Origin of the sequence: Chryseobacterium metallicongregator, from assembly GCF_031324065.1 — a bacterium.
Classification (GTDB): domain Bacteria; phylum Bacteroidota; class Bacteroidia; order Flavobacteriales; family Weeksellaceae; genus Chryseobacterium; species Chryseobacterium metallicongregator.
In genome coordinates, this window is record NZ_JAVIXS010000001.1 from 848,893 (window position 1) to 867,783 (window position 18,891).

At 36.8% G+C, this 18,891-nt stretch carries 13 protein-coding genes; 5 read left to right on the forward strand and 8 right to left on the reverse strand.

What is annotated here, in order from left to right:
- Positions 1-105: 105 nt before the first annotated feature.
- Complete coding sequence (locus tag REB14_RS03955; RefSeq protein ID WP_079240816.1) at positions 106-1,152, forward strand: hypothetical protein; 1,047 nt, start codon at positions 106-108, stop codon at positions 1,150-1,152.
- Between the two features lie 59 nt (positions 1,153-1,211).
- Here the strand turns inward: REB14_RS03955 and REB14_RS03960 are convergent, their stop codons facing one another.
- The 4 genes from REB14_RS03960 to REB14_RS03975 form a co-directional block, all read right to left on the reverse strand.
- Positions 1,212-3,296, reverse strand: a complete 2,085-nt coding sequence (locus REB14_RS03960; protein ID WP_079240815.1) for a M13 family metallopeptidase — start codon at positions 3,294-3,296, stop codon at positions 1,212-1,214.
- A gap of 409 nt (positions 3,297-3,705) precedes the next feature.
- Positions 3,706-5,763 carry a M13 family metallopeptidase gene (locus REB14_RS03965; protein ID WP_309521559.1) on the reverse strand — a complete coding sequence of 686 codons (2,058 nt, stop codon included), beginning with the start codon at positions 5,761-5,763 and terminating at the stop codon, positions 3,706-3,708.
- A 292-nt stretch (positions 5,764-6,055) separates the two neighbouring features.
- Complete coding sequence (locus tag REB14_RS03970) at positions 6,056-9,454, reverse strand: trifunctional glycoside hydrolase family 18/polysaccharide deacetylase/glycosyltransferase family 2 protein (protein WP_309521560.1); 3,399 nt, start codon at positions 9,452-9,454, stop codon at positions 6,056-6,058.
- Positions 9,455-9,543: 89 nt separating this feature from the next.
- Positions 9,544-10,794: a CinA family nicotinamide mononucleotide deamidase-related protein gene (locus REB14_RS03975; protein WP_079240812.1), complete on the reverse strand. Its 1,251-nt coding sequence runs from the start codon at positions 10,792-10,794 to the stop codon at positions 9,544-9,546.
- A 114-nt stretch (positions 10,795-10,908) separates the two neighbouring features.
- Between REB14_RS03975 and REB14_RS03980 the strand changes: the two genes are divergently transcribed.
- Positions 10,909-11,382 carry a DUF7832 domain-containing protein gene (locus REB14_RS03980; RefSeq protein ID WP_079240811.1) on the forward strand — a complete coding sequence of 158 codons (474 nt, stop codon included), beginning with the start codon at positions 10,909-10,911 and terminating at the stop codon, positions 11,380-11,382.
- A 66-nt stretch (positions 11,383-11,448) separates the two neighbouring features.
- On the opposite strand, the gene REB14_RS03985 is transcribed toward REB14_RS03980, so the two are convergent.
- Both REB14_RS03985 and REB14_RS03990 read right to left on the reverse strand, forming a co-directional pair.
- On the reverse strand, positions 11,449-11,988 hold the full coding sequence (locus REB14_RS03985) for a lipocalin family protein (protein ID WP_309521561.1): 540 nt from the start codon (positions 11,986-11,988) through the stop codon (positions 11,449-11,451).
- 74 nt (positions 11,989-12,062) lie between these two features.
- Positions 12,063-12,797: a LytR/AlgR family response regulator transcription factor gene (locus tag REB14_RS03990; protein ID WP_079240809.1), complete on the reverse strand. Its 735-nt coding sequence runs from the start codon at positions 12,795-12,797 to the stop codon at positions 12,063-12,065.
- 175 nt (positions 12,798-12,972) lie between these two features.
- On the opposite strand from REB14_RS03990, the gene REB14_RS03995 reads away from it, so the two are divergent.
- Positions 12,973-13,326 carry a WG repeat-containing protein gene (locus REB14_RS03995; RefSeq protein ID WP_079240808.1) on the forward strand — a complete coding sequence of 118 codons (354 nt, stop codon included), beginning with the start codon at positions 12,973-12,975 and terminating at the stop codon, positions 13,324-13,326.
- 26 nt (positions 13,327-13,352) lie between these two features.
- Here REB14_RS03995 and REB14_RS04000 read toward each other — a convergent pair whose 3' ends face one another.
- Positions 13,353-15,146 (reverse strand): tetratricopeptide repeat-containing sensor histidine kinase, encoded by a 1,794-nt coding sequence (locus REB14_RS04000; protein ID WP_309521562.1) that lies wholly within the window; start codon positions 15,144-15,146, stop codon positions 13,353-13,355.
- A gap of 137 nt (positions 15,147-15,283) precedes the next feature.
- Here REB14_RS04000 and REB14_RS04005 point away from each other — a divergent pair, with 137 nt between their 5' ends.
- Positions 15,284-15,958, forward strand: a complete 675-nt coding sequence (locus REB14_RS04005) for an SIMPL domain-containing protein (protein ID WP_079240806.1) — start codon at positions 15,284-15,286, stop codon at positions 15,956-15,958.
- A 358-nt stretch (positions 15,959-16,316) separates the two neighbouring features.
- On the forward strand, positions 16,317-17,504 hold the full coding sequence (locus REB14_RS04010; protein ID WP_309521563.1) for a VWA domain-containing protein: 1,188 nt from the start codon (positions 16,317-16,319) through the stop codon (positions 17,502-17,504).
- Between the two features lie 174 nt (positions 17,505-17,678).
- On the opposite strand, the gene REB14_RS04015 is transcribed toward REB14_RS04010, so the two are convergent.
- Entirely contained in the window at positions 17,679-18,884 is a 1,206-nt protein-coding gene (locus tag REB14_RS04015; RefSeq protein WP_309521564.1) for an NAD(P)/FAD-dependent oxidoreductase, read from the reverse strand.
- Positions 18,885-18,891 lie beyond the last annotated feature (7 nt).

Here is an 18,891-nt window from a genome sequence, read left to right on the forward strand (position 1 = left end):
TGTTCACTCTACTCTTTTATAAAGATACCTGATGAATGTTAAAATGAGAATTCCTAAAATTTCACAAAAAAATATTCTTTATATTTAAACAAAGTGAACAGTGTCATGAAAGATGTAAAAATAGCGTTCAGAAAACCGATATTTCCAGTTTCAGAAGCATTACAACAATATTTGGAAAAATATAACAGAACTACCAAGATTAAGTTTCTGTATGAAGACCTTTTAAGGTTTAGTGACAGTGTGAGAATTCTGGATAAAGATGGCAAAGACACTTTATGGCTTGGGGTGCTGTATTCTGAATATGAGTTTAAAGAAATAGAGGCCAATTTAAATAAAATTTATACCCTTCTTCATTCTGATGGAGATACCGCTACTTTACCCTACCTGAAAGTGGACACCATCGACTTTTGTACTTTCGGAAATTCTAAACCTTTCAGAATTAGGGTGAGAAATGTACTGAATGATAATTATACTTATTTTTATATTAAACAGGCCGATGCTTCCCGGATATTCGGATTGGAGCTTGAAGATCTGCTTTCTCCTAACCGGATTAATTTTCTGGTGTATAAAAATACTTTGATAGAGGAACATATTTTAGGAATTCCCGGAGATGTTTTTATTCAGAAACATTTATCCAACTGTTCAGATCTTGAAAAGGCGCAGATTTCCAAAGAATTTGTGAAATTTAATGAGCGTTGTCTCATTGGACTTCTTGGTGACATGCGTTCTTATAATTATGTGGTGATTCCCATCCATGATTTCGACCAGGTTATTTACAGAATCCGCCCTATCGATTTTGACCAGCAAACGTATGAGGGAAATCTGAAAGTTTATCTTCCACAGTATTTCAAAGAAAACAATCAAATGGTGACCATGGTATTGGAAAAACTGAAGCCAAGTTCTATAGAGCAATACCGCAAGGAGGTACGTTCACAAATTGTAAAAAGAGTAACCAGCAGTCAAAACAGATTTGATGAACTCATTTCTATTATGAAAAAAGACAATCTTGCACCAGAAGCCAATGTCATAGAACTAAGGACCGCTCTACAAAAACTTACCTACGATATCAATTTCAAGTATTGTAAAACTATGGGAGATATAATGGAAACCGGAATAAAGTTTGTTCTCCGGAATTATAAGAAAGAATATTAAAAAAGAATCCGTCTCATATTGAGGCGGATTCTTTCTTTTTCTAACAATTTCGGGTAAAATTACCAGATTTTTATTCTGTCCTGAGGAGCTTTATACAATTTGTCTCCCGGTTTGATATCAAATGCTTTGATGAATGAGTCCTGATTGACCAATGGACCAAAGGCTCTGAACATTCCAGGAGAGTGCGGGTCTGTTTTCACCTGATTAATCATATACTGATCGGTAGCTTTAGTTCTCCAGACAGTAGCCCAGCTCATGAAGAATCTCTGATCCTGAGTGAATCCGCTGATCTTTCCTGGGTTTCCTTTATCTTTTAAATACATCTGAAGGGCATCGTAAGCCACTGCTACACCACCTAAGTCTCCGATGTTTTCACCACTTGTGAATTTACCGTTTACAAAGCTTCCTTTTACAGGTTCATAAGCACTGTACTGAGCGGCTAACTGACCTACTTTTGCATCAAAGTTTTTACGGTCAGCATCTGTCCACCAGTTGTTTAGGTTACCATCTCCATCGAAACGTGAACCACTGTCATCAAATCCGTGAGAAATTTCGTGACCAATAACGGCACCAATACCTCCGAAGTTTACTGCTGCATCCGCTAAAGGATTATAGAAAGGTGGCTGAAGAATGGCTGCAGGGAATACAATTTCGTTGTTTGATCCGCTGTAATAAGCATTTACAGTTTGAGGTGACATTCCCCATTCTGTTTTGTCAACAGGTTTTCCTACTTTATCTAAACTTCTCTGATACTGCCATGCAGCAACATTCTGAAGATTAGAATATAGGGTAGCACCTTCTTTTGGTGATTCTACTTTCAACTGAGTATAATCTTTCCATTTATCCGGATAAGCAATTTTCACGGTAAACTTAGATAGCTTTTCCTGAGCTTTTACTTTGGTTTCAGGAGACATCCAGTCTATGTTTGCGATGTGTGTTTTGAATGATTTTAAAAGATAATCAATATACGTTTCCATCTGCTTCTTAGCTTCAGGAGTGAAATATTTGTCTACATACAGTTTTCCGAAAGCTTCACCAAGAACACCATTGACAAGGGTAAGCCCTCTTTTGTTCATTGGACGCTGTTCTTTCTGTCCTTGTAGATATTTAGCATAGAAATCAAATCTGATCTGCTCTAAACTGTCATCCAGATTGCTCGCATTTCCGTTGATGATATGGTATTTCAGATAATCTTTCAGTAAAGGAAGGTTTTTCTGGGTAATGAACTGATCCATATTCTGGTAGTATTTCAGTTCACCGATGATCACTCGGTCTGTATTTACGCCAGCATCTTTCAGATATTTTGCAAGATCTACATTTTTAACAAGACCGGATAATTCTGATACATTTTTAGGGTTGTATCTTAAATTAGCATCTCTGTTTTGCTCAAGAGTCAATAAATAATTGGCTAGCTGTTTTTCAAAGTCAACTACATTTTGTGCAGCCTGAGTAGTATTTTTATATCCTAAAACTCCGAATAACTTTCCAACATAGGCTTGATATTCCGCCAGTGTTTTAGTATTGGCATCGTTTACTTTCTGATAGTAATCTCTTCCCAGACCTAAATCCGGACCGCCAAGATATACCGCATTCATATTGGAATTCTTCATATCAGCACCTACTCTCCATCCGTAGAAAGAGTTATCCCCTAATCTTGTAGCTTCCAAAAGATACTTCTGAAGATCACCAAGACTTTTAATAGCATCTACTTTAGCAAGATCAGCTTTGATAGGAGCCAGACCTTCTGCATTTCTCTTATTGGTATCCATAAAAGAGGCATATAGATTCTGGATTTTCTGTCCTTCTGATCCGGCAGGATATGATTCTGTAAGAATTTTGTTTAAGATATCTAATGAAGCATCATCCACATTTTCTCTCAATGCATTGAAAGAACCCCAGTTTGCTTTATCGGAAGGAATCTGAGTAGTCTTCACCCAATTGCCGTTCACATAGCTAAAAAAGTCATCTTGTGGACGGACACTGGTATCCATATACGATAAATTAATCCCTTCTTCTTTTACCGGTTCAGCCACTTTTGCTGTAGCTTCTTTTTTATTCTCTGTCCCTGCAGTCTTAGCTGCTCCACACGAATTAAGAAACACAATTCCCGAAAGGGCAAGTATTCCAATATTTAGCTTTTTCATTAAAGATAATTTTTGATTTTACACAAACTTATCAAATATACAAACTTTAATGATATGTTATGAATGATATTTATATATGGGTGAAAAATTGAAGATTTGGGTTAAAAGTTTAAGATTTAAAGTTCATAGTTTAACGTTTGGTGCTATGGGTTAGACCACCCCGTCAAAAATTCTTTGAATTTTTGACACCCCTCCGAGGGAGGGGAATGATGGAAGCCGTTATTATAACTATTATTCCTCCGGTTCCTTATTACTTATTACCTATTTTCCCTAATCCCTAATCCCTAATCCCTAATCCCTAATCCCTAATCCCTAATCCCTAATCCCTAATCCCTATTACCTACTATCTACTACCCATCACCTGCCACCTAAAAAAACAAAACCGCCCATTGCTGAGCGGTTGTTATTTTTACCAGATTTTGATTCTGTCTTCCGGAGTCTTGTATAATTTGTCTCCTTGTTTCACATCGAATGCTTTGTAGAAAGCGTCAACGTTGATAAGCGGACCAAAACTTCTGAAATATCCTGGAGAGTGTGGGTCAGTTTTCACCTGATTCACCATATATTTCTCACTTGATAATGTTCTCCAAACGGTTGCCCAGCTTAAGAAGAATCTCTGATCCTGAGTGAATCCACTGATTTTCCCTGGGTTTCCTTTGTCTTTTAAGTACATTTGAAGAGCGTCATAAGCGATGTTTACTCCTCCTAAGTCAGCGATGTTTTCACCGTTTGTGAAAGTACCATTTACAAAAGTTCCTTTTACAGGCTCGTATTTGTCATACTGAGAAGCAAGGGCTTTTGTAGCTTTTTCGAAGTTCGCTTTATCTTCCGGAGTCCACCAGTCTACTAAGTTACCGTCTGCATCAAACTGTGCTCCTGAATCATCAAATCCGTGGCTCATTTCGTGACCGATAACTGCACCAATACCTCCGAAGTTTACAGCTGCATCAGCTTTAGGGTTGAAGAATGGCGGCTGAAGGATCGCTGCAGGGAATACAATCTCGTTGTTTACCGGGTTGTAATATGCATTTACAGTCTGTGGAGTCATCCCCCATTCTGTTTTATCTACAGGCTTACCGATTTTAGCCAAATCTTTGTTGTACTGCCATTCACCGATGTTCTGAAGATTTTGATATAGATTTCCTCCTTTAGCTTCAGAAACGATATTTAATTTTGAATAGTCTTTCCATTTGTCCGGATAAGCTACTTTTACAGTGAACTTGTTCAGCTTCTGCATTGCTTTTTCCTTCGTTGTTGAAGACATCCAAGATAAGTTGTTGATGTGAACAGCGAAACTTTTCTTTAAGTAGTCGATCAATTCCACCATCTGAGCTTTTGCTTCAGCAGGGAAATATTTCTCAACATATAATTTTCCGAAAGCCTCTCCTAAAGAACCATTAATCAACTCAAATCCTCTTTTGTTAAGAGCTCTTTGTTCCTGTTGTCCTCTCAGGTATTTACCATAGAAAGCAAACTTCATGTTTCCTAAGTTTTCACTTAAGTAAGAAGCACTTCCGTGGATCATGTGGAATTTCAGATAATCTTTGATTACAGAAAGATTCTGAGCGTTTACCAATTTATCGAAGTTCTTATAGAATCCTAATTCGCTGATAATTACTTTGTCAGAATTTACGCCTACTTTTTTAAGATAACCCCGAAGGTCAACATTTTTTACCAAAGCAGAAAGTTCAGCCATCGTCTTAGGATTGTACTGAAGCGTATTATCACGGCTCTGCTCATTGGTCAGGTAAGTTTGTGCGATGCTCTTTTCATAATTAACGATACCTTTTGCTGCTTCATCAGCATTTTTGTATCCTAATTCTTTTAGCATAGAAGCTACATATTTCTGATATTCAGCAATAGCTTCAGTATTTTTTTCATTTACCTTCTGATAGTAATCTCTTCCTAAACCTAGAGAAGCATTACCTAAGTAAACCGCATTCATTTTAGAATCTTTAAGGTCTGCATCTACTCCCCATCCGTAGAAAACGTTTTCCCCTTCTTTCGTTACAGAAGTAAGGTAGTTCTGAAGATCAGCCATATTTTTAATAGCATCAATCTTGTTCAGGTTTTCCTGGATTGGTTTAATTCCGTCAGCATTTCTTTTCTGCATGTTCATATAAGTAGCATACAGATCCTGAATTTTTTTCCCTTCACTTCCGTCAGCAAATTTATCTTTCAGAAGAGAGTTCAGGATTGTCATGGAATTGTTATCCGTATCCTCAGCCAGTTTGTTGAAGCTTCCCCAAGTTGGTTTGTCAGATGGAATTTTGGCTGTTTTCATCCAAGTTCCACTTACGTAGTTGTAAAAATCATCCTGAGGGCGCACCGAAGTGTCCATCAAGCTAAGGTCTAAACCTTTGTCTGTGTTATTCACTGCTACTTTAGCAGCTTTAGCTTGTGCACTCATCGTAGTTTGAGTGCAGATCCCTGCTATTAAAAACAAAGAAAGCGTTATTTTTTTCATTATGATAACAATTTTTAGAATATGTATGATTTATTTCGTATTTGTTACTTTAATATGAAAACAAATTTAAATAAATAACATGAAAGTATTACAAATGGGAAGGTGGGAATAGGAAGCCGGAAGTTATTAAAGTCATAAAACAGGCTCCAGCTACATGATCATATTTTTTTAGTCCAAATCTTTACTGGATAAATCGGACAATAGGAGGTAGAAGCTGGAAGTTATAAGAATCGTAAAAAAATGATAACTGAGAAAACAACCTCCAGCCTCACTCTTCCAGCCTCCAACCTCATTAAGAAGTTGCGATCTCTTTTACATTCCCGGTTCTTTTCAGGAATCCCCAGGACTGCATTTCACCTTTCAATGCTTTTCTTAAACTTTTAAACAATACTATATACATCAGCCATCTATACCCGAATCTCTGTGGAATAATATACAGGAGATTGATCAGTTTTTCCCGCTGCATGATAAATGCTACTAATGCTAATGAGGCATCCACCAAAAGAAAGATCAGATAATAGGTGAATATTTTATCTCCGTTTCCAGACAGGATTCCAAAGAACATAATCACATCTGCCAATGGTGAGAAAAATGGGATGATGTATTGGAATAATAAAATATTTGGCATTGCCCAAAGTCCCAATCCTTTATATTTGGGGTTAAGGAAGGTTTGTCTCTGCTTCCAGAACATCTGCATGATTCCATAGGTCCATCGGAAACGTTGTTTTAAAAACTGCTTCGTAGTTTCAGGAGCTTCCGTTACTGCTATTGCTCTGTTTTCGTTCGCTACGGTATAGCCGGCTTTTAATATTTTCACCGTAATATCACAATCTTCTGCCAGAGTATCGGATGAATAACCTCCAGCTTCAATAATTACAGATCTTTTAAATGCTCCGATAGCTCCCGGAATAACCGTAATAGCATTGATATGAGCATACGCCAGTCTGTCAAAATTCTGACTTGTTGTATATTCTATAGCCTGCCATCTGGTAAGCCAGTTGACTATGTTTCCTACTTTTACATTTCCTGCTACGGCTGCAATTTTTTCTTCCGCACTTGAGTTTAAAAATCTTGCAATAAGATATTTCACGGCATCCTGCTGTAATTTGGTATCGGCATCAATACATACTACATATTCCGCATCCGTCTGAGATATCCCAAAATTCAATGCAGTGGCTTTCCCACCGTTTCCTTTGGTAAAGATTTTCAGTTTCGGATGATCCGGAAATGCTTCCAATGCTTTTTCATAAGTAGAATCTTTGCTACCGTCATCTACCATAATGATATTAAAATTAGGGTAAGTCTGTTTCAATAAATTCTGCAGGGAAGAAACAATATTCACTTCTTCATTGTAAGCAGGAACTATGATGGAAATTTTCGGATAAGATTCCAACACCGGAAATCCTCCCAGTTTTTTTTCTTTTTTTCTTTCTTTAAAAGCCCAGTACGCCATCAGCAATAGTCTGATCAGTCCCAGCACAATGAAAATAGTAAACAAGGCAACCAAGAAGTGGCTTATTCCATAGATAACCGTTGCCAACACAAGGTTCAGTTGCATGATATAATACGATCTCGTTTTAGGAACCTCAGGCATCAGCTCGCTTCTGCTTTTGTGCAGAATATTCGTTAGGTTCGTAAAATGATAGCCTTGTTTCTGAAGAGTCGGGATCAGAATTTTTAAAGCTTTTACCGTTTCTTCTCTGGTATCTCCGCCTGCATCATGAAGAAGAATGATATTTCCTCTCTGCTGCTTGATTCCAGCCATTACACGTTTTACAATTTCATCTGCTTTTATTCCCGGCTGCCAGTCTTCAGGGTCTATATTTTCCCCGATATCAAGATAGTTTTGCTGTCTTGCCAAAGCTACCGGAATAATCTCTTCTGAAGTGGTAGGCTCAGAGTCTGCGTTATAGGGAGCTCTGAACAAAATTGTGCTGTGCCCTGTAATACATTCGATAAGAAGTCTTGTAAGCTTCATTTCCAACAATGCTCTTTCAGGGCTTACTTTTGCTACATTTTCGTGAGTAAAGGTGTGATTTCCTATTTCATGTCCTTCGCGATAAATTCTCTTCACAAGCGGAAGATTTTTTTCGGCATTGAGTCCTACTAAAAAGAAAGCTGCCGGAACGTGGTACTTGGACAGAATATCCAACACCTGTGGTGTATAGGTTTCATCCGGCCCATCATCAAAAGTGAGAACAAGCTCTTTCTGAGGAGCACTTCCATATTTTTTTACTTCATAAGAACTTGGGTAAGTGACATAATTTTCGTCTGTGATAATTTTCTCTTTCGGATCAATTTCCAGTGCAATTTTTCCGTCATGAGGGGTGTTCAGAACATCCAGTACTTCTCCGTCTCCGATGTAATCCACCATGGTCTGCCCTTTTACATTTTCAAGCGATTTCAAATTCACTTTGGAAAGTCCTGCAAACGTAAGGTCTTTATCATAAAAATTCCAGACTCTGCTGTCTTCACTTCCCAGTCTCCAAAGCGCTGTTCCGGCCAGAGGATATTCTGAAGAGAAACGCATTGTGTTGAAAATAGAAGCAGCGTCATTGAAAAATACAGTATGGGTTAAATTTTTAGAATCGGTATAAGAATAATTTAAATTAAAAGTATTGTCATTAAAATCAATAACTGCTTTACTGGCACTTGCTTTTGTAATCGCCTGCATGTAAGTAACGGAGGTATTATCATCCTTATTGGAACTCCAGTCGTAACCGTAAGCTCCCAACCCTAAAATAATCTTTTGAGGAGAGGTTTGTTTTACAATTTTTCCCGTCTGCTCTTCAATCCATTTTTGAGAAGAAACGGGACCTGCATCACTTCCTGCAGAATACTCATCATAAGCCATCAGCACAAAGTAGTCTACATAAGGATTCAGTCTTGGGATATTGTAATCATCGTTATCCGTCATAATATCCATGGTAACCAGCAACTGATTCTTTTTGAAGGTCTCTGAAAGTTCTTTCATAAAGGCAATCAGATTATCATCAGAATTCAGGTTCATATCCTCAAAGTCAATATTAATTCCTTTGAAATGATATTTTTTACATTGCTGGGTGATCTTTTGAATCAGATGGGTTCTTTTTTGTGGATCATTAAGAACTTTCACCAGCCCTTCGGAGCGGAATTCTCTGTCTGAGTTATTACTCAACATCGGCATTGCGGCAACCCCTGTTCTTTTGATCACTTTATATCCTTCCGGATCTACATTGGTTTTCAGGTCACCCGTTTTGGGATCAAGGAAAAACCATTCAGGGAAAACAAGATTGACGTGTCTGATATTTCTTTTCAAAGACATCAGTGACTGAGGATCCCAGGCTACATAAAATGCAGAACGGATTCCTCCCGGAAACTGAGCCCAGTTTCGATTTTGATTCTGATATCTTTCTGCTCTTGCCTTCTCAATTTTGTCGAGGCTGGTATGGATTTTTTTTTCGGAGATAAAGCTTCTGAAGCCTTTATATTCTTTGGAAATCTTATTCTCCTGAAGATAAGGTTTATTGGCTGTAATTACCGCTTTATAATCTTCTTTAAAAGGTATTTTAGGACTTCTGTCCAGAGTCATCATCAGACCTAAAGCAAGCAGAAGCAGTATTCCTATAAAAATAAAAACACGGCTTCCCCATTGTACACTTTTCCAGCGTTTTTTGCTGCTGGTCTGAAAAATCTGTTTGGAATTTTCCACGATTTTTGAAATTTATTGTAGGGCTTTCAAAAAGCGTGAAAAACTGTACAAAAATTAATTAAAAAAAAATTAAAAAAACACGCTCATATTTAACTGTTTACAAGAAGGCTTACCAAATCCTGAATCACCTTTTGGGAAACAAAATCCATAAAGTCTACTCTTTCCAGATGAGGCATATATAATTTGGAGGTTACTTCCTGATCATTGATTCTGATCGTGTAGTAAACCGTTCCTACATCTTTACCATCTTCTCCTTTTCCAGGTCCTGCAACACCGGTTGTAGAAAGGGAAATATGGGTTTCAAACAATTGCTGACAGCCTTTTGCCATTTCCTGGGCCACCTGCTCGCTCACTACTGTGAACTCATCAACGGTTTCTCTGGAAACATTTAAAATTTTAATCTTTTTATCTGTAGCATAAGCCACCATTCCGCCCAGAAAATATTTTGAGCTTCCGGAAACCGAAGTGATCATTTTGGCCAGCTCGCCTCCTGTACAACTCTCTGCTGTAGAAATTGTCAGATTCCTTTCCGTAAGCATTTCTGCCAGAATATTCTCGATTTTATCTTCAGATACTGCAATGACGTGACCTTCTACCAAAGGCAGCAATTTTTGAATTTCTTCTTCCGTTCTCTGCTTCAACTGTTCTTCATTCTCACCGGAAGCCGTCAGACGAAGCTTCACTCGTGTTCCTACCGGAAGATAAGATAATGCAATATTTTCCGGAAGTGCCAGTTCCCAGTCTTCGATCTTGTCTGCAAGAATACTCTCAGGAATTCCCACTACAGAAACAATTCTGGTATGGATATAATGAAGACTGAATCTTTTTTGTAAATAAGGAATAATCTGATCCTTAATCAGTGGTTTCACTTCATAAGGAACACCTGGAAGGCTGTAGCATAGTTTTCCATCCTGCTCCATCATCATACAGGGTGCCGTTCCGTAATGATTCTGAAAAACGATGGATTTGGTAGGTACAAAAGCCTGTTCTTTGTTTCTTTCAAGAATATCTGCCCGTCCTCTTCTTTCCATATAGCCTTTCAAATGATTGAAGGTTACCTCATCCAAGGCAATTTCATCATTGAAATATTCAGCCAGTGCCTTTTTGGTTTTATCATCTCTTGTTGGCCCGAGCCCTCCTGTTGTAATAACTAAATCGCCAGTTTCAAAGGCCGTGCTCAATGTATTTTTAATGGTTTCAATTTCGTCTGAGATCGTAAGAATCTGAGTAACTTTTATTCCTATGTTTTTAAGTTCGGTAGCAATAAAGTTAGAATTGGTATCTACCGTATTTCCGGAAAGGATTTCATCACCGATAGTAATCAGAACAGCTTTTTCCATATGTTTTTTTGTTGAAAAAAATTCTATGCAAATGACGGAAAATTCTGTGGCAGCGGCAATATAAATTGATTTTTTCTATTTTTGCCTGAATTATCAAAAACTACAATACAAATTATGTCTAAATATGATGATGCTTCATGGCATTATGGTGGTGATTTTCCGGAAGGACTTCCTCAGAAAAATGGGGCAACACATACAGGAATGTTCCTGAACTGGTGTATCCATAACGATCTGATTTCCGAAGAACTGAAAGAAGATGCTGCAGAAGAAATAGAAAAAGTAAAACGAAGAGAGATGACCGGGGCAGAGTTTGTCATGGATACCTGCGACGGAAAATTTTCTGAATATGATCTGAATGAACTGGGAAATCTTTTTGCCAAAGACTATTATGCAGATGACACAGATTTCGGTAACCGCTACAGCTCATTTGCTGATGATTATGTGAATATTTTTGATGCTAAAGCTGAAGAAAGTGACTATGAATATGAGACATTTTATCACATCGAAGATACCTACGAAAACTACGATCTGATGAAACAGGTTATTGATCACCGTTTTGAAGAATGGAAAGAATACATTAATAGCTAATAATGAAAAGATAAAATCGCAAAATGGCTGATTTACAAATTGACCCTTTTGCGATTTTGTTTTTTATTAATTATGCTTTACCCAGATCAGTTCTTCGGTGTTATAGCCGATTTTTTTTGCTTTCTGAATGAAACGCTGACGAATACTTTCAGGAATATTGGGAGTACGGGAAAGTATCCATAAATATTTTAAACTGCTTCCAGCTACCAGAGCATACTGATAGTCTTCATCAATATCTATGACGTTATAACCCGCCCATATCGGTTTAAAAAATGAAACTTTAAGACGTGCTTCTGTCGGGTCTTTTACAAATTTTGCTTCCCCGATTGATTCGTTCCATACTTTTTTAACGTAATCATACCCTTTATTTCTGACCTGAACTGTTCCATCCGGATTCTCTGTATACTCTGCAGTAACATTATCCATATTTTTCTCGAACCTGTAATCAAAACGAGCGATCTCATACCATCTGCCCAGGTATTTTTTTAGATCAAAATTCTTTACGGCAGATGCTCCTCTGGGAATCCTTACAGAATAGGAATTGAAAACGATAAGCCCCAATGCCCCTAACGAAACAGGAAGTATAATTTTATGAATAGTTTTCATGACAGAAAGATTTTGTGTGGTTGTTATAAAAACGTCAAAAATAATGCCTTAAGTCTGTTAAGGTACAATAAATTCTATAAAAATACTTTCAGGAAATTATCTTTAAAGCTTCCTGAAACCTCAATTTCCGTATCGTCAGACAGCATCACTGTTCCACTTTTATGATAGGATTTTACAAAACCTGTATTGATAATATGGGAACGGTGAACCCTCACAAACGGATTTTCCAGAAGATCATCAAAATGTTTCAGAAAACGGCATACCATCTTTTTTGAGCCGTCTGTAAGATACACCTGAGTAAAATTTCCATCCGCCTGAAGTCTTACAATATCTTCTGTTTTTACCACATCAAACCCTTGTAAAGTTGGCAAAATCAATTGCTGCTTTTCAGGTTTTAATTTCAGGTTTTCAAGAAGGATCTTATTTCGGTTGAGTTCATCTTTTTTCTCAAGACTTTCAGCCACTTTATTGACTGCAAGAATCAGTTCCTGAATATCGATAGGTTTTAGAATGTAATAACTTGCCGACTTGTTCAAAGCCTGCAAAGAATATTGTGAAAATGCTGTAATGAAAATAGTTTCATAGGAGAAATCTTTGGTAGCTTCCAGAACATCAAAAGCATTTCCAAAAGGCATTTCTACGTCCAGAAATACCAGCTGAGGTCGCTTTTCAGCGATTAATGGAACAGCTTCTTTAATATTTTCAGCTTCACCCAAAATTTCCACTTGCGGACAGTATTTGGTAAGATAACTTCGTAAAACTTCTCTTGCTATGAGCTCATCATCTACAATTACAGATTTTATTTTCATCAGATCAGATTTTAGGTGGAAGATAATTAGGTTGCAGGTGCAAATTAGGAATATTTAATCAACCTTACAATTTGCCGACACAAGTTCTCCAACCATACTTTTGGTCATTTTTATTGCAAGAAAGATGCAAAAGAATTATTTTAGAGATTAAAATTAATAAACCAGACAAAATCATATGAAATCAAAACTTCTAATTCTTTGCTGCATGAGTGTATTCAGTTTTTCTTTTTCACAGATGAAAATCTCAGAAAGAGAGGATATCAGTAAGATCAATAAAAACTGGAGACTTACAAAAACCAATGCCGGAACGTATGGAATTTCAGATATAAGCGGAAGAATCATCACCCAGCCTGTATATTCCAAGATTAATAAATTCGGTGAGTATTCCGATGATCTGGCGCTTGTAAAAAATATAACGGGAACGTATGGTTTTATTAACCGTTCAGGTACTGAAATCATTCCTGCCCACTATGAACTGAACTATATCAAAAAGAATTTTTCTGTTTTGGAGAAAAAATATATCAAATAAAATACACAGATCAATCTAAGTTTTAATTACTTCAGATTGATCTGGATGGTTACCAAAACACCACTGTTATTTTCCTGATCCTTTACGGAGCAGGTGATCTCTTTTTTGTAAAGATCATTCAGAAGCTGAATTCTTTCCAGCGTATTTTTCATTCCTCTGCCCTCTCTCGTTTTTTGGTGCTGGGTTTTCTGCTTTTTACTTTCTTCAATACCTATTCCGTTGTCTTCAATAAGGATGTTCAGATGTGATTCATTTTTTTCAAAGCTTAGTTTTAAAAATCCTTTATCAGTTCTGTAGCGGAGTCCGTGCCATACAGCATTTTCCAGAAACGGCTGTATCAGCATTCCGGGAACATGAAGGTTTTGCATATTCAGGCTTTCATCTACTTCAATTTCATAATCGAATTTATCTGCAAAACGTGTTTTCTCAAGGGCAAGATAATTCTGAAGGAGATCCAGTTCCTGCTGAAAGGGAATAAAATCTTCAGTGGAATTTTCCATTACACCACGCATCAGCTTCGAAAATTTTGTAAGATACTGATTGGCTTCCAGTTCATTATTGGTTGCTATAAAGTGGTTGACACTATTCAAACTGTTAAAGATAAAATGAGGATTCATCTCACGACGCAACGACTGAAGGGCAATTTTCTTATTTTTAGTCTGAACCTTTTTCAGGGTTCTGAAAATGAAAATGATTAATCCTGTCAACAGAATCAAAGCTCCGATCAGTCCATAATTAAACACATTTTTCTTTCGTATAAGCTCGTCTTTAAGTTCTTTTTCTTTTTCCAGCTGTGAGATTCGCTGTTCTGTGTCTTCCAGAATTTTATTATCAACAAGACTTCTATCTTTGGAAACAAGATTCGGAAGTTTTCCCAAAAAATCTCTGTACAATTGAACTGAAGCATCCACATTTCCTGAAATCGCATAAAGGCTATCCAGTTTTTTTACACTTCTCTGTGCTTCCAGCGTATGACCTTTGTCCAAAGCAATTCCGTAGGCATTTTTCAAAAGGTCCACAGCTTCTTTAGGATCATTCTTTTTAATATAGATATCAGCCAATTCCTGAATCTGGTTGACTTTTTCCTGAGAATTTTCTTTCACAAAATCCTCCTTCAGAACTTTCTTTTTGGCTTCAATAGCTTTTTCAAAATTCTTATTTTCCACATAAAGATCTGCCAGTTTCTGATTAATGGCAAGGGCTTGCTGAGGAGCTTCTTTTTTAGAAATTTTATAGGCTGTATTCAGGTTTTCTTCGGCGCTGGAAACGTCTTTCTGTTTCAAATTAACATCTGCAAGCTGGCTGTAACTTTCTGCAAGATCGCCTTGTTCGTTTTCTTTTTTGGTCAGATTGATATTATTCTGGATGGCTTCTGCTTTAAGCTCCGGTGTGGGAGAAGAAAGTCTTGCCACATCATTAGCATTGACAGCTTTGCTTTTTTCACTGTAACTCACTTGCGCTGCCATGCTGTAATTGCTGATCGCAGGCGTTATTTTATTCTGCTTTTCCTGTGACTGGGCTAATCTTCGGGTAGCTTTTTCAATATTGGGTTTGTCGTTAAGCTTTTCATACAGCTTTTTGGCTTTTGTATAATATTCTTCACTTTTCGCAAAGTTTCCGCCATTGAAAAATGTTTCTCCGATATTATAATAAGAATCCGCCTGGGCAGGTTCATTTTTCTTGTCCATTGCTTTTTTCAGCTTCTTCGTTTCTACCTGTACTTCTTCCACAGCAGCAGTGCTGTTAGTAGTGGTTTGGGAATAGATTATATTTCCCAAAAGCACAAGTAAAAAGGTCGTAAAGAGTTTAAGCATTTTCATAAAACAAAGATATACATATATATAGTCTGCTCAAAAACTATTCACCAAGTGAAAACTCCATTTCACCAAGTCTCCCGGAATCTGGTTTCCAGTCAGTGTAATTTTACATCAGAATTAAAAATTTAAAACAGGAAATTATGAAATTGAAACATTTTTTATTAATCGGAATTTTAACCCTTGGAAGCTTTGTAAATGCTCAGGAAGTAAAGAAAAACGCAATTGAAGTTACAGGTGTTGCCGAAATGGAAGTAGAACCGGATGAAATTATCTTCAGCATCGGGATAAAAGCTGATAATAAAAACGATCTGGCAGATAATGAAAAGAAGTTATTTGATATTTTAAAAAACGCAGGAGTAAAGAACGAGGATATCAAGTTCAAATCCATGTACCAGAATATCTATTCTAAGACAGCTAGGTTTTCTAAGAACTATCAGTTTAAAGCCAGTACAAAATCAAGCCTTAGCAAAATCTTTGAAGATCTGAATCAAAAATGGGTAAGCAGCCTGAACATTGCAGAAGTAAAGAATACTAAAATTGCAGATTTCAGAAAAGCAGTTAAGATCAATGCTTTGAAAGCCGCTAAAGAAAAAGCAGACTACTTATTGGAAAGCATGGGTAAAAAAACTGGAAATGCTCTTGAAATTGTAGAAATAGAAGATTACACCAGCGATATGATCATGCCGGTAGCTTACAAAGGAAGAGCAAGCAATATTCAGTTGGAAATGGCTGATGCTCCGGTAGATTTTTCTTTTGATAATATCGAAAACATCAAGCTGAAATACAGCATCAAAACAAAATATGAAATCCTTTAAAATAACAGATTTAAGAAAGCTGCCTTTGGGGCAGCTTTTTTGTTTTGTACTATTAGGTTATTGGTTTTCCGACTGAAGACAATACATACCGATCTATTAAAATATGATTAATGGTAAAAGCTTCGACTCCGCTCAGCCTGACAATTCCGACAGTATTGAAATTACACATTAGATTAGTACTATCACACTAAACATATAATCAGAGCCTTCCTTATTTTGTCATCCACCAAGTCAAACTTCTGTTTCACCAAGTTTCCCGATTTCCAGCCTTAAATAGAGATAATTTTACTTCTAGGAACTCAAAATAATAAACAACGAAACACTATTCCCTAATTATAACTTATAAAAAAATAACAATATGACAACTTTAAAAATCTTAGCACTTGCAGCAGGTACAACTTTCTTAAGCTCCGGTAATATTCCGGATAACCGCTCTAATAATAATATTGACAATAAATTACCCGTAGAAAAAACGACATTGATTCCGGTAAACTCAACGGTAAAGGATAATAAAATTCAGGTCGCTCTTTTACTGGATACTTCCAATAGTATGGACGGATTGATTGATCAGGCAAAATCCAGACTCTGGAATATTGTGAATACGTTGACCACTCTTAAGTACAACGGAAAGGCTCCTGAGATTGAAATTGCCCTTTATGAATATGGCAATGACGGAATCCGTGATGAAAACTACATCCGTCAGGTCACTCCTCTTACTCAGGATCTCGACCTGGTTTCTGAAAAGCTGTTTGCCTTAAGAACCAACGGTGGTAGTGAATATTGTGGTGCTGTCATTCGGGATGCCTCTGCCAACCTCAACTGGGACGGAAATGAAAAAAGTATGAAGCTGATTTACATTGCAGGTAACGAAGCATTTGATCAGGGGAAAATAAATTATAAAGATGTTGTTTCGAAAGCAAAAGGTAAAAATATTTACACCAACACCATTTTCTGTGGAAGCAGGGAGGAAGGAATCCAGACTTTCTGGCAAAACGGAGCTTCATTAGGAGGTGGAAAGTTTTTCAATATCGACAGTGACAGAAAGGTTCTTTATATTGAAACACCTTATGATATCAGAATTTCAGAATGTAATGCAAAACTGAATGATACGTATATCTACTACGGAAATCACGGTTCGGAATACCGGCTTAAGCAGATCACTCAGGATAAGAATGCAGAAGCACAATCAGCATCCAATTTAGTGGAAAGAACAGTTGCCAAATCTAAAAAGAATGCTTACAAAAATGACCACTGGGATCTGGTAGATAAAGCTGAAAAAGATGCGGGATTTATCGCCAATGTCAAAGAAAGTGAACTTCCAGCGGAGTTGAAAGGAAAAAGTAAAGAAGAAATTCAAAAAACAATTGCCGCCAAATCAGCAGCACGTGATAAAATTCAAAAAGAAATAGAGGAACTTTCCAAAAAACGCCAGACTTATATAGATTCCGAAATGAAAAAAAGAGGAACTGATGATTCTGATGATCTTGGGAAAGCCATTGAGAGTTCAATTCTTGAACTTGCGAAAAAGAATGGGTATAGTTTGTAGTGTAAGCGGGTTGAGGCCCGCTTTTATTTTATCCTTTTTTTATCCAACAAAGAGTTTAACCTAGATTCCTACGGAATGACACAATTGGAATAACGATTTATCCAGGCAGTTGTCATTCCGTAGGAATCTAAATAACCTTTATTCTTATTTAAAAAAATTGTGGTAAAAACATAATCATCTTCCAAACTTAAAATATCTTGACAGTGGATGTTTTTTATTTTTCATAAACAATGAAGCCATTTCCATTCCTGTTATTGAAAAAGTAATTCCATTTCCCCCAAAGCCCAGTACGAAATAGGAGTTTTTAAAATTTTCATGTTCGCTGATATAAGGTAAACCATCCTTGGTTTCTCCGAAAGTTCCTGCCCATACAAAATCTGTATAAAAATGATAATCAGGTTTTATTTTGTTTAAGTTCTTGAGAATCTCGTTTTCTTTTTTATGGAGTATTGCATCACGTTTTTCTGCATCATAAAAATCTTCATCGCCTCCTCCAATCAGAAGTCTTCCATCATCGGTAGTTCTCATGTAGAGATAAGGATCATCGGTATTCCATACTAAGGTGCTGCTGATATTTTTGAACTTCTCTTCATCTATTTCAGAAACTACCGCATAGGTACTTTTCAGGTTGACAAAGCTTTCTTTCAGCAGATTTTTACTTTCGTAGCCTATACAGTAAATAATTTTTTTTGCTTTAATCTCAAATCCACTGTCTACAGTAATCACATTAAATCCCCTGTGCTCCTCTACTTTTACCATTTCAGTCTTATCAAATATCTTCAGTCCTTTCTTCACATTATACATGAACATCTCATGCGCAAACTGAAAAGCATCAATACTTGCTCCTTGTTCTGATAAAATTCCGTCGTAGGTATTTTCAAATTCAAATTTTTCAAAAATATCCTCTGATTCCAGCCATTCTACTTCAAATCCACTTTGTTTTCTGGCCTCATATTCTTTCTTCAGCCATTCTGCATCTTTCTTTTTTGAAGCAAAATACAGTGATTTCTTTTTTTTGAAACCTGCTTTAGATCCTATTATTTTTGTCAGTTTTTCTATTATATCAATAGCATTGCTACAGGCTTTATAACTTAAGACAGCACCTTTCTCTCCTATTTTTTCTATCAGTTCATAGAGGGGAACATCTATTTCATACTGCAGCATTGAAGTTGTAGCAGAAGTGCTTCCGTTACAGAGTTCTCTTTTATCAATAAGAATTGTTTTATAGCCGTCTTCTATCATCTGATGAGCAATAAGGCTTCCTGTAATACCACCTCCTATAATTAGAACATCGCACTCTTCATTCGACTTTAGAGAAGGGTAAGATGCTAACAATCCATTTTTTAAAAGCCAAAAAGGTTCATTTGATTTTAGATTCATATTACTA

What these genes read in the sequence shown, in the direction of transcription:
- REB14_RS03995 (WP_079240808.1), top strand. Translation starts at nt 12,973, where the DNA reads ATGAAATCAAAACTTCTAATTCTTTGCTGCATGAGTGTATTCAGTTTT.
- REB14_RS03980 (WP_079240811.1), top strand. Translation starts at nt 10,909, where the DNA reads ATGTCTAAATATGATGATGCTTCATGGCATTATGGTGGTGATTTTCCG.
- REB14_RS04000 (WP_309521562.1), bottom strand. Translation starts at nt 15,146, where the DNA reads ATGAAAATGCTTAAACTCTTTACGACCTTTTTACTTGTGCTTTTGGGA.
- REB14_RS03965 (WP_309521559.1), bottom strand. Translation starts at nt 5,763, where the DNA reads ATGAAAAAAATAACGCTTTCTTTGTTTTTAATAGCAGGGATCTGCACT.
- REB14_RS04005 (WP_079240806.1), top strand. Translation starts at nt 15,284, where the DNA reads ATGAAATTGAAACATTTTTTATTAATCGGAATTTTAACCCTTGGAAGC.
- REB14_RS03955 (WP_079240816.1), top strand. Translation starts at nt 106, where the DNA reads ATGAAAGATGTAAAAATAGCGTTCAGAAAACCGATATTTCCAGTTTCA.
- REB14_RS04015 (WP_309521564.1), bottom strand. Translation starts at nt 18,884, where the DNA reads ATGAATCTAAAATCAAATGAACCTTTTTGGCTTTTAAAAAATGGATTG.
- REB14_RS03985 (WP_309521561.1), bottom strand. Translation starts at nt 11,988, where the DNA reads ATGAAAACTATTCATAAAATTATACTTCCTGTTTCGTTAGGGGCATTG.
- REB14_RS04010 (WP_309521563.1), top strand. Translation starts at nt 16,317, where the DNA reads ATGACAACTTTAAAAATCTTAGCACTTGCAGCAGGTACAACTTTCTTA.
- REB14_RS03975 (WP_079240812.1), bottom strand. Translation starts at nt 10,794, where the DNA reads ATGGAAAAAGCTGTTCTGATTACTATCGGTGATGAAATCCTTTCCGGA.
- REB14_RS03960 (WP_079240815.1), bottom strand. Translation starts at nt 3,296, where the DNA reads ATGAAAAAGCTAAATATTGGAATACTTGCCCTTTCGGGAATTGTGTTT.
- REB14_RS03990 (WP_079240809.1), bottom strand. Translation starts at nt 12,797, where the DNA reads ATGAAAATAAAATCTGTAATTGTAGATGATGAGCTCATAGCAAGAGAA.